This window comes from Mixta intestinalis (assembly GCF_009914055.1).
Classification (GTDB): Bacteria; Pseudomonadota; Gammaproteobacteria; order Enterobacterales; family Enterobacteriaceae; genus Mixta; species Mixta intestinalis.
On sequence record NZ_CP028271.1, the window covers coordinates 2,514,631 to 2,530,370 of the forward strand.

At 55.2% G+C, this 15,740-nt stretch carries 10 protein-coding genes; 6 read left to right on the top strand and 4 right to left on the bottom strand.

Annotated elements, in window-relative coordinates; genetic code table 11:
- Positions 1-39 precede the first annotated feature (39 nt).
- From ppk1 to tehB, 3 genes are read left to right on the top strand one after another with little or no spacing between them, the layout of a single operon-like run.
- Positions 40-2,100, top strand: a complete 2,061-nt coding sequence (gene ppk1 / locus C7M51_RS11640) for a polyphosphate kinase 1 (RefSeq protein ID WP_160623639.1) — start codon at positions 40-42, stop codon at positions 2,098-2,100.
- A 6-nt stretch (positions 2,101-2,106) separates the two neighbouring features.
- Positions 2,107-3,633 (top strand): exopolyphosphatase, encoded by a 1,527-nt coding sequence (gene ppx / locus C7M51_RS11645; protein WP_160621941.1) that lies wholly within the window; start codon positions 2,107-2,109, stop codon positions 3,631-3,633.
- Between the two features lie 58 nt (positions 3,634-3,691).
- The gene (gene tehB, locus C7M51_RS11650) at positions 3,692-4,294 is read left to right on the top strand and encodes a tellurite resistance methyltransferase TehB (protein ID WP_160621942.1); all 603 of its coding nucleotides are present in this window, start codon (positions 3,692-3,694) and stop codon (positions 4,292-4,294) included.
- On the opposite strand, the gene C7M51_RS11655 is transcribed toward tehB, so the two are convergent.
- Positions 4,295-6,505, bottom strand: coding sequence for a sensor domain-containing phosphodiesterase (locus C7M51_RS11655; RefSeq protein ID WP_244323725.1), 2,211 nt, complete (start codon positions 6,503-6,505; stop codon positions 4,295-4,297).
- 263 nt (positions 6,506-6,768) lie between these two features.
- Here C7M51_RS11655 and C7M51_RS11660 point away from each other — a divergent pair, with 263 nt between their 5' ends.
- Positions 6,769-6,954, top strand: coding sequence for a YfgG family protein (locus tag C7M51_RS11660; protein WP_160621943.1), 186 nt, complete (start codon positions 6,769-6,771; stop codon positions 6,952-6,954).
- Positions 6,955-7,069: 115 nt separating this feature from the next.
- Positions 7,070-8,497 (top strand): magnesium transporter, encoded by a 1,428-nt coding sequence (mgtE, locus tag C7M51_RS11665; RefSeq protein ID WP_160621944.1) that lies wholly within the window; start codon positions 7,070-7,072, stop codon positions 8,495-8,497.
- Positions 8,498-8,601: 104 nt separating this feature from the next.
- On the opposite strand, the gene guaA is transcribed toward mgtE, so the two are convergent.
- On the bottom strand, positions 8,602-10,182 hold the full coding sequence (gene guaA / locus C7M51_RS11670; protein WP_160621945.1) for a glutamine-hydrolyzing GMP synthase: 1,581 nt from the start codon (positions 10,180-10,182) through the stop codon (positions 8,602-8,604).
- A 72-nt stretch (positions 10,183-10,254) separates the two neighbouring features.
- Positions 10,255-11,721: an IMP dehydrogenase gene (gene guaB, locus C7M51_RS11675; protein ID WP_160621946.1), complete on the bottom strand. Its 1,467-nt coding sequence runs from the start codon at positions 11,719-11,721 to the stop codon at positions 10,255-10,257.
- Between the two features lie 169 nt (positions 11,722-11,890).
- On the opposite strand from guaB, the gene xseA reads away from it, so the two are divergent.
- Positions 11,891-13,261, top strand: coding sequence for an exodeoxyribonuclease VII large subunit (gene xseA / locus C7M51_RS11680; RefSeq protein WP_160621947.1), 1,371 nt, complete (start codon positions 11,891-11,893; stop codon positions 13,259-13,261).
- Positions 13,262-13,358: 97 nt separating this feature from the next.
- Here xseA and C7M51_RS11685 read toward each other — a convergent pair whose 3' ends face one another.
- Positions 13,359-15,731 (bottom strand): glycoside hydrolase family 31 protein, encoded by a 2,373-nt coding sequence (locus tag C7M51_RS11685; protein ID WP_160621948.1) that lies wholly within the window; start codon positions 15,729-15,731, stop codon positions 13,359-13,361.
- Between the last annotated feature and the right edge of the window lie 9 nt (positions 15,732-15,740).

Here is a 15,740-nt window from a genome sequence, read left to right on the forward strand (position 1 = left end):
ATAGATACCCTCGTCTTTAATCAGCACAACGGAGCCATGATGGGTCAGGAAAAACTATATATTGAAAAAGAACTGAGCTGGTTATCCTTTAACGAGCGCGTATTGCAGGAAGCGGCGGATAAAACTAACCCGCTGATCGAGCGGATGCGCTTTCTTGGTATCTATTCCAACAACCTGGATGAATTTTATAAAGTACGCTTCGCCGATTTGAAAAGGCGCATTCTGATTGGTGAAGAACAAGGGTCGCCCAGTACACCGCGCCACCTGCTGAAAAAGATTCAGCAACGGGTAATGCGCGCCGACCAGGAATTTGACGGTCTCTATAACGATCTGCTGCTGGAAATGGCGCGTAACCAGATTTTTCTTATCAACGAGCGCCAGCTGTCGCCAAACCAACAGAGCTGGCTGCGTCACTATTTTAAACATCAGCTACGGCAGCATGTGACGCCGATTCTGATCAACCATGAAACCGACCTGACCGAATTCCTTAAGGATGATTACACCTATCTGGCGGTAGAAATTATTCGCGGCGAGGAGATTCGTTACGCGCTGCTGGAAATTCCTTCCGATAAGGTGCCGCGCTTCGTCAACCTGCCTGCGGAGTCACCACGTCGTCGTAAGCCGATGATTCTGCTGGATAACATCCTGCGCTACTGTCTGGATGATATTTTTAAAGGCTTCTTCGATTACGACGCGCTCAACGCCTATTCGATGAAAATGACGCGCGATGCGGAATATGACCTGGTCACAGAGATGGAGTCGAGCCTGCTGGAACTGATGTCCTCCAGCCTGAAGCAGCGCCTGACGGCGGAACCGGTGCGTTTCGTTTACCAGCGCGATATGCCAAACGCGATGGTTGAGCTGCTGCGCGGCAAACTCAGCATTTCTAACTACGATTCGGTAGTACCGGGCGGACGTTATCATAACTTCAAAGATTTCATCAGCTTCCCTAACGTTGGTAAAACTAACCTGGTGAATAAACCGCTGCCGCAGCTACGCCATATCTGGTTTGACGGCTTCCGCAACGGCTTCGATGCGATCCGTAATCACGACGTGCTGCTCTACTATCCCTACCATACCTTTGAGCATGTGCTGGAGCTGCTGCGTCAGGCCTCGTTCGATCCCAGCGTGCTGGCGATTAAAATCAACATTTATCGCGTAGCGAAAAACTCACGCATTATCGATGCGATGATCCATGCCGCCTACAACGGTAAAAAGGTGACGGTAGTGGTAGAGCTACAGGCGCGCTTTGATGAAGAGGCCAATATCCACTGGGCCAAGCGGCTGACCGAGGCGGGCGTGCATGTTATTTTCTCAGCGCCGGGCCTGAAAATTCACGCCAAGCTGTTTCTGATTTCACGTCATGAAGGTGATGAAGTGGTGCGTTACGCCCACATTGGCACTGGTAACTTTAATGAAAAGACCGCACGTCTTTATACCGACTACTCGCTGTTGACCGCCGATGCGCGCATCACCAACGAGGTGCGCCGGGTGTTCAATTTTATTGAAAACCCCTATCGCCCGGTAAACTTCGACTATCTGATGGTCTCGCCGCAAAACTCGCGTCGTATGCTCTACCAGCTTATCGATGAAGAGATTGCCAATGCACAGCAGGGGCTGCCAGCGGGCATTACCCTGAAAGTTAACAACCTGGTAGATAAAGGGTTGGTTGATCGGCTCTATGCCGCCTCCAGCGTCGGCGTGAAAGTGAATCTGTTAGTGCGCGGCATGTGTTCACTGATTCCCAATCTGGAAGGAATCAGCGAAAATATTCGCGTCATCAGCATCGTTGACCGCTATCTGGAACACGACCGGGTCTATATTTTCGAGAACGGCGGCGATAAAAAAGTGTTCCTCTCTTCCGCCGACTGGATGACTCGTAACATCGATTACCGGATAGAAGTGGCGGTCGCGATCCTTGATCCTGTTCTGAAACAGCGCATCCTGGATATTATTGCCATCCTGTTCAGTGATACTGTGAAGGCCCGCATTATTGATAAAGAACTGAGTAACCGTTATGTTCCGCGCGGTAATCGCCGTAAGGTGCGGGCCCAGCAGGCCATTTACGATTACATCAAATCTCTGGAACAACCTGAATAATTCACTATGCCGATATCCCATAAAAATATGCCCCGACCGCAGGAGTTTGCCGCTATTGACCTCGGTTCCAATAGCTTTCACATGGTCATCGCCCGCGTGGTGGATGGGGCGATGCAGGTGCTGGGCCGCCTGAAGCAGCGCGTGCATCTGGCTGACGGGCTGGATATGAATAATGTGCTGAGCGAGGCGGCTATCCAGCGCGGCCTGAACTGCCTGGCGCTATTCGCCGAACGCCTGCAGGGCTTTAGCCCTTCGAACGTGACGATTGTCGGCACCCATACGCTGCGCCAGGCGGTGAACGCAGAAGATTTTCTGCGGCGCGCGGCGGAAGTGATCCCCTATCCGATCGAAGTAATTTCTGGTCACGAAGAGGCTCGCCTGATTTTTATGGGCGTGGAACATACGCAGCCGGAAAAAGGCCGCAAGCTGGTGATCGATATCGGCGGCGGCTCGACCGAGCTGGTAATCGGTGAAGATTTCGAACCGAAGCTGGTAGAAAGCCGCCGCATGGGCTGCGTCAGCTTCGCTAATCTCTATTTCCCTAAAGGCGAAATTAACCAGGAAAATTTTCGCCGCGCCCGTCTTGCCGCGGCGCAAAAACTGGAAACGCTGGCCTGGCAGTATCGCCTGCTCGGTTGGCAATACGCGCTGGGTGCCTCCGGCACCATTAAGGCTGCCTGCGAAGTGCTACAGGCGATGGGCGAAAAAGAGAAGCTGATTACCCCTGAGCGGCTGGAGCGGCTGTATGACGAGGTGATAAGGCATAAATCTTTTTCTGCGCTGAGCCTGCCGGGCCTGTCGGAAGAGCGCCAGGCGGTGTTTGTACCCGGCCTGGCCATTCTTTGCGGCGTGTTTGATGCGCTGGCAATCCGCGAGCTGCGGCTGTCGGACGGTGCCCTGCGCGAAGGGGTGCTGTATGAGATGGAAGGCCGCTTCCGCCATCAGGATATTCGCAGTCGCACTGCGCAAAGCCTGGCGAATCACTACAATATCGACAGCGACCAGGCGCGACGCGTGCTGGAAACTACCGATCAGCTGTGGGAACAGTGGCGCGATCAGAATCCCCGACTCGCCAACCCGCAGCTTGCCGCACTGCTGCGCTGGGCAGCGCTGCTGCATGAGGTGGGCTTAACTATCAACCACAGCGGTATGCAGCGCCACTCCGCCTATATTCTGCAAAATACCAATTTGCCAGGGTTTAACCAGGATCAACAGCTACTGCTGGCGACCCTGGTACGCTATCACCGTAAAGCGGTGAAAACTGACGATCTGCCGCGCTTTACGCTGTTTAAAAAGAAACAGATCGTGCCACTGGTGTTTTTACTGCGGCTCGGTACGCTGTTAAATAATCAGCGGCAGGCCACCAGTCATCCAGAGCGGCTGACGCTCATTACCCAGGATGGACACTGGACGCTACGCTTCCCGGCTGGCTACTTTAGCCAGAATACGCTGGTGCAGCTCGATCTGGAGCGTGAACAGACCTACTGGGAAGATGTTTCCGGCTGGAAACTGGTGATTGAAGAAGAGGCGTAACCAACGCCAGCGAATTCGGGCGGCGCTTTCTCCGCCCGCCTCAACCAGACAGATAAGCATGACGACACGTCCCGATAACTATTTCACTGAAAAATATCAGCTCACCGCTACCCATTCCGAAGTGGTCGCAGCACTGCCGTTACTGAAGCCAGGCAAAGCGCTGGATGTTGGCTGCGGTAACGGGCGCAACAGCCTTTTCCTGAATATGAAAGGCTTTGAGGTCACCGCCTGGGATAAAAATCCACAGAGTATTGCCCGCCTGAATCAGATTATAGAAGCGGAATCACTCAGCGGTATCACCACGCAAATCACCGATCTGAACAGCACGCGCTTTAACGGCGAATACGATTTTGTGCTGTCTACGGTGGTAATGATGTTCCTGCAGCCGGAAACCATTCCTCAGCTGATCGCCGATATGCAGGCCAGCACGGTAAAAAATGGCTATAACCTGATCGTCGCGGCGATGGATACCGATGATTATCCCTGCACCATGCCCTTCCCGTTCACTTTCAAATCGGGCGAGCTGAGCCACTACTACCGCAACTGGAATATCGTTAAATATAATGAGAATCCAGGCCAGTTGCACAGAATCGATGAAAACGGCAACCGCATTAGCCTGCGTTTCGCTACTCTGCTGGCGCAAAAATCGCCTGCGGAATAATCAGCTATCCGCCAGCATCGTTAACGGCTGCGGCTCGCTAATGGCGTCGCCCTGCAGGTAATCAATGCCCAGGGCGCGCAGGGCCGCCGCCACCGCCTGGGATTCTACCGATTCCGCCACGATCTGCATCCGCTTTAACCGGGCGACGCGACAGATGGATTCCACAATCTGATAGTTCAGCGGACTGTTCAGCATATTGTGAACGAAGCCACCGTCAATTTTGAGCATATCCGCCTCTAGCGTGGTTAACTGCAGATAGCTGGCATAACTTACGCCAAAATGTTCGATGGCGATGCGGCATCCCAACTGACGTAGCCGATTGATTGTGCGCTGGCCCGCCAGCGACTCTACCGCCCCTGACGTTTCGCTAATGACCAGTATCAGCTGCCAGGGCTCCACCTGATGCTGTTTTAACAACCGTTCCAGCTCGCTGAGGAAGAAAGGTCGACACAGGTTTACCGCATGGATATTAACCGCAAAGCGAGCGGCTGGCAGATGCTCGCGGCTGCGATCGATAAAGCTCAGCGCATGATTCAGCACCCAGCGATCGATTTCCCATGTCAGACCGAACTCCTGCACTACCGGCAAAAAACGCTCCGGCGATACCTGCTCACCGCGTGAGTCAATCAGGCGAAGCAGCAGATCGTGGTAATCATCGCCGCGCAGCCCTTCAATACGCTGCGCCATCATGATAAAGCGCTCATTATCCAGCGCCTGCTGTACTTCATTCAGCAGCGCCAGCTTCTCTCTGATCTGACGCTGTGCGCCGGTATTATCCTGCTGCAGGCTTTCAGGCTGATGGCTGTGCAGCGATACTTCGGCCATTTCGCTCAGCTCGCCCAGCAGCCCCGGCAGATGATTCACCGGCGGCACCACGTGGCAATAGCTGATGCCGATGTCAGGCTGTAGCGGCAGCCCTTTCCAGCGCAGGCTGTAGCCGTCAAGCCGCGCGCAAATTTGCTGAATGCGCTCTTCATGCGTCGATTTATTCAGCCGCAGCGCCAGATCGAAGCCTGGCAAGTGGTATACGGTCTCGTTTGAATGCAGCAGCGGCTGCAAATGTGCAGCTAACCGACGCTTATATTCAATCCGCAAATCCAGCCCCCAGGTGCGGCTGAGCCGATCGATATCGGGAATGCGTAAAAAGCAGAGCGTAGATGACGCCTGCTGCGCCAGCATATTTTTTAGCGCCCGCAGGTTGGGCAAATCGATAATAGGATCGATGAGCGCGGCCTGACGCGATTTTTGTATCAGCTGGCGCTGGCGTACTCCGCTAACGGCAATAAAATAGATGATTAACGTCCACACCAACAGGTTGGTGCTGATTACTGCCAGGTGCAGTGAGATATCCGGCTGTGCACGAAACTGATAAAGCGCAATCAGAACCAGCGCCCATACCAGTGCGGTAAACAAAAAGCCGAATCGCACCGCTGACCAGAGCATTGTCGGCAGCACCAGTAACAGGGCAAAATCACCAATTAGCTGATTCTCCAGCTTGCTGTGCAGTACCATCAGCAGCATCACCAGTAAAACCAGCCAGACAAGCCAGATTTTTATTTCCGCCGTGCTAACGCTATCGGCAATTTGCTGGCGCAGCAGGCCAAACTGACGTGCAAGATAACCCGGATGGCGGAAACAGCGTATCACCATGTAATAAAAAGGCATGATGGCAACACAGGAGAGTAAAATTGCCTGATAGTTGATTAGCGTACGCAGCGTTAGCGGATTACGGTTAAAAATAGAGTTGGTAGCAGGTACAGCGTTAAGGGTAACGGTAATCTGCATCAGAAAGACCAGCAGCGTCGGCAGAAAAAAACCGATCCAGAACAGCCGCATCACGCCCAGCTGCAGCATGCCGGGTTCCGCTCCCCAGTGTCGCCCTGCCCAGATACGATAGCCCAGCCAGCAGATACTAAGCCCGCTGATAAATACGATGCAGGTGAGCAGTGCATGTCCTGGTGAAAAAAGCGTGATATAGCGCCACAGCAACGCCAGAGCAATGCCGGGCAGCGCCGCCCAGTCAAACACCATCAGCAGCGCTACGTTTAAAGTGATCGGCAAGAACAGCAGATAAATAGGGCCATCGGGTAAGGTCAGCTTTACCGAAAGTAAACTGGAAAGGGGCATCAGCAGCAGCGCCAGCCATAAAGGCACGCCCCACCAGCTACAGCGAAAGCGTCTTAGCGCAGGCAATTTTAACCTGGTAAACAAAACGGCCTCTCCAGTAATTATAAGGCTTATACAAATAAGCCGCATAAAGCTTAAAAACCGCACCATACTAATTTCCGGTAAGCATTCCGGTTTGATACAGGTCAAAATTGATCATTAAAAATAGTTCACAGCACATTTCATTCGTTGTCTGCGATACCAGTGCGACAAATTAGCAGTAGTGAACGGCAATGCGTCATTGACCTTAAGGTTAGGCTGTGCCTAAATTATCCTATCGCCTTCGGGCTTAATACAGGAATCCCTGAGTGAACAGCGTTACGTCGTTACGAAGACGTCCAAAAACTGGCCGAATGACCCGCATTATTTTGCTGATTAGCTTTATCCTGCTGTTGGGACGGCTGTTTTATGCCTTACCTGGCGCATTTCAGCATTATCAGAACAACAAAGAGAACGCTGAAGTACCGGTAATTACCCAACCTGGCGGTCAGTAAAGGTCATGACGCGAGCATCAAGTTGTCTTTACCAGGGCAACTTACCTTTTCCTCATGTCTGTAGAAAATGAGGAAGTATCTTTAGCCTCGTCCTCCAGACACAAGGGATTTTTTTATGTCTGTATCTCAGGCACAGCAGCTTGCTGATATCCGCAGTCGTATCCTCACGCTTCTGCTTGATGGCCCGCAACTGGTTGAGGATTTACTCAATCCTCCCGCTTCACCCGATTCTTACGCACCTGAAACCCTGGCAAAAATCACCAGCCTGCAGCAGGATTTAACGCTGCTTCACGCGGCTGATATCGCCGATATTCTTGAGGCGCTGCCGGAAGATGAACGACAGGCGCTGTGGCAGCTGGTGGATAACTCGCGTCGCGGTCAGGTGCTGGTGGAAGCCTCGGAAACGGTCTGGGAAAGCCTGACCGAGGGAATGAGCGATAAGGAAATTTTACAGGCGATCGCGCCGCTGGATATTGACGATCAGGCTTATCTGGCCCGTTATCTGCCACGCGATCTTACCGGCAGGTTGCTGGCCTCGCTCGATCCGGCATTGCGCGCCCGCGTGCTGAACGTGGTCAATTTCGATCGCGATCTCGTCGGCCGCATTATGGACTTCAATTTTATCAGCGTGCGCGCCGATATTACGCTGGCAACGGTGCAACGTTTTTTACGCCGCCGTCGCGCCATCCCCGAAGGCACCGATAAGCTGTTTATTACCGATAAAGATAACGTACTGCTGGGCGAGCTGCCGCTGACCGATATTTTGCTTAATCAGCCGGAGACGCAGGTTTTCTCCGTAATGAACGATCGGCCTAATACTTTCCGTCTTGACGATAAGGCTGAAGAAGCCGCCGGTGCGTTTGAGCGCTATAACCTGATCTCTGCGGCGGTAATTGACGCGCAGGGAAAGTTGATCGGGCGCGTAACGGTAGAAGATGTTATCGATCTGGTTAATGAAGAGAACGAAAGCAATATTCGTAAGATGGGTGGTCTGAGCCAGGAAGAGGAAGTCTTCGCGCCGGTAAAAAAGGCGGTACGCACCCGCTGGACCTGGCTGGCGATCAATCTCTGTACCGCTTTTATCGCCTCACGTGTGATCGGCCTGTTTGAGGAAACCATTTCTCAGCTGGTGGCACTGGCAACGCTGATGCCGATCGTCGCGGGCATCGGCGGCAATACCGGCAACCAAACTATCACGATGATCGTGCGTGCGCTGGCGCTGCATCAGGTGGAACCAGGCAACTTTAGCTTTCTCTTTTTGCGCGAACTGGGCGTTGCGTTGATCAACGGTCTTTTCTGGGGCGGCATCATGGGCACTATTACCTGGCTGATGTATGACAATCTGGCGCTCGGTGGCGTAATGATGCTGGCAATGGTGCTGAATCTGTTACTGGCAGCCCTGATGGGTGTTCTGATCCCACTGGTCATGACGAAGCTAAAGCGCGATCCGGCCATTGGCAGCAGCGTGATGATTACCGCGCTGACCGACACCGGCGGCTTTTTTATTTTCCTTGGGCTGGCGACGCTGTTTTTATTGCATTGATGGGGGATGGAAGCCAGAAAATGCCAGCCCAAAAAAAGCCCGCGATTACGCGGGCTTAGCGGTATTTTACTGCTTATACGTGCAGGCTATTGCCAGACGTAAAATCATTCCCACTCGATCGTGGCCGGTGGCTTGCCGGAAATATCATAAACCACGCGCGAAATACCGTTGATTTCATTGATAATACGGTTAGAGACGCGGCCCAGGAATTCATAAGGCAGATGCGCCCAGTGCGCAGTCATAAAGTCGATGGTTTCTACCGCACGCAGCGATACGACCCAGTCATATTTACGCCCGTCGCCCATTACGCCAACGGAGCGCACCGGCAGGAAGACGGTAAAGGCCTGGCTCACTTTGTTGTAGAGATCGGCTTTACGCAGCTCTTCAATAAAGATGGCATCGGCACGACGCAGCAGATCGCAATACTCTTTCTTCACTTCACCCAGCACGCGCACGCCAAGGCCTGGGCCTGGGAACGGATGGCGATAAAGCATATCGTACGGCAGGCCCAGCTCCAGACCAATCTTACGTACTTCGTCTTTAAACAGCTCTTTCAGCGGCTCGACCAGACCCAGCTTCATCTCTTTCGGCAGGCCGCCGACGTTATGATGCGATTTAATCACGTGCGCCTTGCCGGTTGCTGAAGCAGCGGATTCAATCACATCCGGGTAGATGGTGCCCTGTGCCAGCCATTTCACATCGGTCAGGCTGGTTGCCTGCTCGTCGAAGACTTCAACAAATACGCGCCCGATGGTTTTACGTTTCGCTTCTGGCTCATCAATTCCCGCCAGCGCATCAAGGAAACGCGCTTCCGCCGGAACATGGATGATGTTCAGGCCGAAATGATCGCCAAACATATCCATCACCTGCTCTGCTTCGTTCAGACGCAGCAGGCCGTTATCCACGAAAACACAGGTCAGGCGATCGCCAATGGCACGATGCAGCAGCATAGCGGTTACTGATGAATCAACGCCACCGGAAAGACCAAGAATCACTTTATCGTTACCGATCTGCTCACGCAGGCGCTCAACGATATCTTCAATAATTTTCGCCGGGGTCCACATCGCTTCACACTGGCAAATATCCAGCACAAAGCGCTCCAGCATACGCTGCCCCTGGCGGGTATGCGTCACTTCCGGGTGGAACTGTACGCCGTAAAAACGCTTCTCTTCGTTAGCCATAATGGCAAACGGGCAGGTTTCAGTGCTGGCAACGGTAACGAAGTCAGACGGAATCGCGGTAACCTTATCGCCATGACTCATCCAGACATCCAGCAGCGGCAGTCCGGCAGCGCTGACGGAATCTTCAATGCCGCGTACCAGTTCGCTATCAAGTCGAACTTCTACCTGCGCATAGCCAAATTCACGTTCGGTAGAGCCTTCCACCTTACCGCCCAGCTGTAGCGCCATAGTCTGCATGCCATAGCAAACGCCAAGAACCGGCACGCCCGCGTTAAACACATATTCCGGCGCGCGCGGGCTGTTAAGTTCAGTAGTACTTTCCGGGCTACCGGAAAGGATGATACCGCTCGGATTAAATTCGCGGATCTGCGCTTCGGTCACATCCCACGCCCACAGTTCACAGTAGACACCGAGTTCGCGCACGCGACGCGCTACCAGTTGGGTGTACTGCGAACCAAAATCGAGGATCAAAATACGATGCTTATGAATATTTTCCGTGGTCATTAAGACAATTCCAGGACGATAGAGTGATCAATAAAAGCGCCCGGCAGATACCGGGCGAGGAAGTTCCTGGGATTACGATCCCATGCGGTAGTTCGGCGACTCTTTGGTGATGGTCACGTCATGAACGTGGCTTTCCGAAATACCCGCGCCGCTGATACGCACAAATTCCGCTTTGGTGCGCAGCTCTTCAATGGTGGCGCAACCGGTCAGGCCCATACAGGAGCGCAGACCACCCATTTGCTGATGAACGATCTCTTTCAGGCGGCCTTTATAGGCAACGCGCCCTTCGATACCTTCCGGCACCAGTTTGTCTGCCGCGTTATCGCTCTGGAAGTAACGGTCAGAAGAACCTTTAGACATCGCGCCCAGCGAGCCCATACCGCGGTAAGATTTAAAGGCGCGCCCCTGATACAGCTCGATTTCACCCGGAGATTCTTCAGTACCAGCCAGCATAGAGCCAACCATAACGCAGGATGCACCTGCGGCAATCGCTTTAGCGATATCACCAGAGAAACGGATACCGCCATCAGCGATAACCGGCACGCCGGTGCCTTCCAGCGCTTCTACCGCGTCAGAAACTGCGGTGATCTGCGGTACGCCCACCCCGGTGACGATACGGGTAGTACAGATAGAACCCGGGCCAATACCAACTTTTACCGCGCTCACGCCTGCCTGGGCCAGCGCCAGAGCGCCTGCGCCGGTAGCGACGTTGCCGCCGATAATTTGCAGATCGGGATATTTCGCGCGCGTTTCACGAATGCGCTGCAGCACGCCTTCAGAGTGGCCGTGAGAGGAGTCGATCAGCAGTACGTCAACGCCTGCGGCTACCAACGCATCCACACGCTCTTCGTTGCCTGCGCCTGCGCCCACCGCTGCGCCAACGCGCAGACGACCGTGCTCATCCTTACAGGCCAGCGGTTTACGCTCTGCTTTCTGGAAATCTTTAACGGTAATCATACCCAGCAGGCGGAAGCTGTCATCCACCACCAGCGCTTTTTCCACGCGTTTTTCGTGCATTTTTTGCAGCACTACGTCGCGCGCTTCACCCTCTTTGACCGTAACCAGACGATCTTTCGGCGTCATGACAGCGGTAACCGGCAGGTTGAGATCGGTTACGAAACGCACATCACGCCCGGTAATAATACCGACCAGCTGGTTATCTTCCGTCACGACCGGGTAGCCGGCAAAGCCGTTACGCTCGGTCAGCTCTTTTACTTCGCGCAGCGTAGTGGTTGGCAATACGGTCTGTGGATCGGTGACAACGCCGCTTTCATGTTTCTTCACCTTGCGCACTTCTTCCGCCTGGCGCTCAATGGACATATTTTTATGGATAAAGCCCAGACCGCCTTCCTGCGCCAGCGCGATAGCCAGACCCGCTTCGGTCACGGTATCCATGGCGGCAGAGAGCATAGGAATGTTCAGACGAATGGTTTTGGTCAGTTGGGTACTGAGGTCAGCCGTGTTAGGCAGAACAGTGGAGTGAGCAGGAACGAGCAAAACGTCGTCAAAAGTGAGTGCTTCTTTAGCGATTCGTAGCATGGCAATATCTCAACCTGGGGTGAATGAGAACAGATAAAATATTGCCGCGGCATTATACAGGGCGTAATCGGTTGCCTCCAGCTTTTTTTCAGAAAATGTCTTGATCCCCTGCCTGAGGCATGTAGTATCGACTAATTAACTTGCTGATTTACTATTTGATCCTCATCACATGTCGCTACCGCCTTCCGCTAATATTTTTACCGTCAGCCGCCTTAATACCACGGTGCGTCAGCTGCTGGAAGGCGAGATGGGTCAGATCTGGCTCAGCGCTGAGATTTCTAATTTTACCCAGCCCGCCTCTGGTCACTGGTATTTTACGCTCAAAGACGATACCGCCCAGGTGCGCAGCGCCATGTTCCGTAACAGCAACCGGCGCGTCACTTTCCGCCCACAGCATGGTCAGCAGGTGTTGGTGCGCGCTACGGTAACGCTCTACGAACCGCGCGGTGATTATCAGCTGATTGTCGAAAGCATGCACCCGGCTGGCGAAGGCTTGCTGCAACAGCAGTTTGAACAGCTGAAACAGCGGCTGGCGGCGGAAGGCTTGTTTGAGCAGCAGCATAAACAACCGTTGCCGGAACCGGCGCGTCAGGTAGGCGTAATTACGTCTGCTACCGGCGCGGCGCTGCACGACGTGCTACGCGTATTGCACCGGCGCGATCCCTCTCTGCCGGTCATCATCTATCCCACGGCGGTACAGGGCAACGAGGCACCGGCGGCGATTGCACGAGCGATTGAACTGGCTAACCTGCGTAATGAATGCGATGTATTGATCGTCGGGCGCGGCGGCGGTTCGCTGGAGGACCTCTGGAGCTTTAACGATGAGCGGGTAGCGCGCGCTATTTTTGCCAGCCGCATTCCCATCGTCAGCGCCGTCGGTCACGAAACCGATGTCACCATCGCCGACTTTGTCGCCGATTTACGCGCCCCTACTCCTTCCGCCGCGGCGGAGATTGTCAGCCGCAATCAGGTAGAGCTGATGCGTCAGCTACAGGCACAGCAAACGCGGCTGGAAATGGCGATGGATTATTACCTGGCCCAGCAGCAGCGTACCTTTACCCGCTTGCAGCATCGCCTACAGCAGCAGCATCCGCAGCTACGGCTGGCACGGCAGCAAACTGCGCTGTTTCGCCTGCAACGCCGTCTGGATGAAGCGATGCAGGGACACCTGCGCCACGCCATGCGCCAGCAGGATTGGCTAACGCAGCGGCTGGCGGCCCAGCAGCCGCAGAACAGCATTAATCACGCACAGCAGCTATTACAGCAGTGGCGCTACCGGCTGACGCAGGCGATGCAGCAGCGCCTGAGCCAGGATAAGCAGCGCTTCGGCGTACAGGTTGCGCACCTGGAAGGCGTCAGTCCGCTGGCAACCCTGGCGCGCGGTTTTAGCGTTACCCAAACGCCGACGGGCGAAGTGTTGAAGAAAACGGCCCAGCTCAAACCAGGCGATACGCTGCAAACCCGGCTGGAAGATGGCTGGGTAGCAAGCGAAGTCAAAGCCGTCACGCCGCTAAAGAAAACCCGCAAAAAGCGGGCATAAATTACCGTTACGCTGTGGGAAGAGCGCATCGCCCCGCCAGAGCGTTACCGCTGCGCCATGCGCAGCGGTGTCAGCGGTTACAAACAGCGCCGGCTTTTTAGTCCGCCTGCCGCAGGCGATATGCGGTCGCCGGCTCGCCGTTGATCCACAGCTCGCGCCGTTCGCCAGTCGGCAGCGTAATATCCAGCTGCCGCCACGCGGGCTGATAGCGTCCTTCCTGCGATACCTCCAGCGCAATGCGCGTTGCGCTGCAATCCATTCGCCAGCGCAGCCAGAGCGCATCGCCCTCGCGCCAGCCGTGGCTTTCGCCGTCATCTTCAAAAAGCAGCCCTTCGCTCTGCCCTGCCGATAAGGGAAACAGTCGCAGCTCGCGCCGATCGTCCGCCGCCGCGTCCACGTGCGCCATGCGCTGCGACATCGGCAGGCACGCGCCGGCACGCGCCAGCAGCGGCAGTCTCTCCAGCGGCGCGTCCAGCGTAATCCACTGTCCGCCGCCGTACCACTGGTCGCTCCAGAAACAGTACCAGCCCGTACCGTTATCCGGCAGCCACACCCGACGCTGGCGCTCTGCTGGCTCCACCACGCTCGCCACCAGCAGGTCACGACCGAGAAGAAAATCGTCCGTTTCCTGCCAGGTTTGCACATCATGCTCGTGGTCAAGGAAAGTGGGCCGCAGCATCGGCTCATCATCGACGCTCGCCTGCCACAGCAGGGTGTAAAAATAGGGCAGCAGGCGGTAACGCAGCCGAATCGCCTCGCGCACGCTATCCGTTACGCCGGGATACATCCAGGGCTCGTTTACCGTACCGTCATCGTTCCATGAGTGAATGGTAAAGCGCGGATGCATGACGCCATTCTGCACCCAGCGCACAAACAGCTCCGCATCCGGCCTGTCGCCGGAGAAGCCGCCGACGTCGTGACCAACGTTATACAATCCTGACAGACTCATCCCCAGCCCCATGCGGATATTGTAGCGCAGCGTCTGCCAGCTGGTGCGGTTGTCGCCGCTCCAGGTCTGCGCGTAGCGCTGCATACCGGCGCAGCCGGAGCGTGAAATCAGGTAGGGGCGCCGCTGCGGCGCAAATCGCTGCTGCGCCTCCAGCGAGGCGCGCATCATCAGCAACGGCATTACCGGACGAATGTGCTTAATCGCTACCGGCCGTCCAAAGCCGTGGCAGCGCGCCTCGCCATCCCAGATCTCATATTCGTTGTTATCATTCCAGGTGGAATCGATCCCCATCTCCAGCAGCTGACTGGTGACGCCCTGCTGCCACCAGCGGATCGCATCGGGATTGGTGAAATCGAGGTGCGAACCTTCATCGTCCCAGAAACAGGATCGCTCCGGCGCATCCGTCTCTGAATCGCGGACAAACAGCCCCTGCGCCGCCGCCTCTTCATAGCGCGGATGATCCTGCAACAGACAGGGTTTAATATTGGCTGCCAGCCTTAGTCCCGCCTCATGAAACGCGGCGCTCAGCTGGCGCGGCTGCGGCACTTTTTCATAGTTCCAGTTAAATACGTAGCGCTTATTACCGATGGAGGTGTAGCCGGACGAGAGCTGAAAAGCGTCGCAGGGGATGGCGTGCCGGCGGCAGAGCTGGATAAACTGCTGCAACTGATGCTGGGCGTCGGGCGCATCGGTATAGTGCATCGTGGAGCCGCTGTAGCCCAGGCTCCACTTCGGCCCAAAACAGGTTTTACCGGTAAGCCGCACAAAAGCTTTGGTAACGTCCAGCACGCGTGGGCCTAACATCAGGTAATAGTCGAGATCGCCCGCCTCCGCCTGATAGCGTCGGTAAGGCTGATGATAGTTGTCCAGTTCGTTGCCGAGATCGAGCCAGCAGCTGCTGAGGTTATCGTAAAACAGGCCGAAGCTAACCTGCTCGCGACGGGTAATGGTGAACGGAATATGCTTGTAGAGCGGATCGGTGCTGGCGGCGTTATAGCCCATGGCGTCAAGATTGCGCATTTCAAAACGCCGGCCGCTGCGCTCAAGATCGCCCGCTTTCTCCCCCAGCCCATAGTAGCGTTCGTTGACGAAACGGCGCTGATAGTGCGCCACGCCGTCGCCATGTTCATTCAGCAAATAAGCGCTGGTACGCCGATCTTCAGCCAATGGCTGCCACTGGTTATCGGCATCAAGATATTCCCATGCCAGCCAAAGCGGCTGATGTATCGTGACGCGCAACTTCTGACTGCTGATTATCAGCCGGTCATCGCAGGTTTCCAGCTGATAGCCCGGCAGGCTGAACCCCGCCACGCTCAGACGATCGCGTCCCTCCCAGGGCACGTCCTCTTCCGGCGCGATGCTCCAGGTGCGATCCAGCGCCAGCTCGCCGTTGCGTTTGATCAGGATGCGGAACAGCGACGCCTCCAGCACGTAGAGGCAAAACAGATGCCGCCCGTCAACCCGCAATTCGATCCTGTCGGCGTACTTGCCCGCCAGCGTCCAGTTTTTCAACGTCTTCATATCCACTCC

Bases quoted from the DNA above. Each gene is read 5' to 3' on its own strand.
- ppk1 (WP_160623639.1), top strand. From the start codon at position 40: ATGGGTCAGGAAAAACTATATATTGAAAAAGAACTGAGCTGGTTATCC.
- ppx (WP_160621941.1), top strand. From the start codon at position 2,107: ATGCCGATATCCCATAAAAATATGCCCCGACCGCAGGAGTTTGCCGCT.
- tehB (WP_160621942.1), top strand. From the start codon at position 3,692: ATGACGACACGTCCCGATAACTATTTCACTGAAAAATATCAGCTCACC.
- mgtE (WP_160621944.1), top strand. From the start codon at position 7,070: ATGTCTGTATCTCAGGCACAGCAGCTTGCTGATATCCGCAGTCGTATC.
- guaA (WP_160621945.1), bottom strand. From the start codon at position 10,182: ATGACCACGGAAAATATTCATAAGCATCGTATTTTGATCCTCGATTTT.
- guaB (WP_160621946.1), bottom strand. From the start codon at position 11,721: ATGCTACGAATCGCTAAAGAAGCACTCACTTTTGACGACGTTTTGCTC.
- xseA (WP_160621947.1), top strand. From the start codon at position 11,891: ATGTCGCTACCGCCTTCCGCTAATATTTTTACCGTCAGCCGCCTTAAT.
- C7M51_RS11685 (WP_160621948.1), bottom strand. From the start codon at position 15,731: ATGAAGACGTTGAAAAACTGGACGCTGGCGGGCAAGTACGCCGACAGG.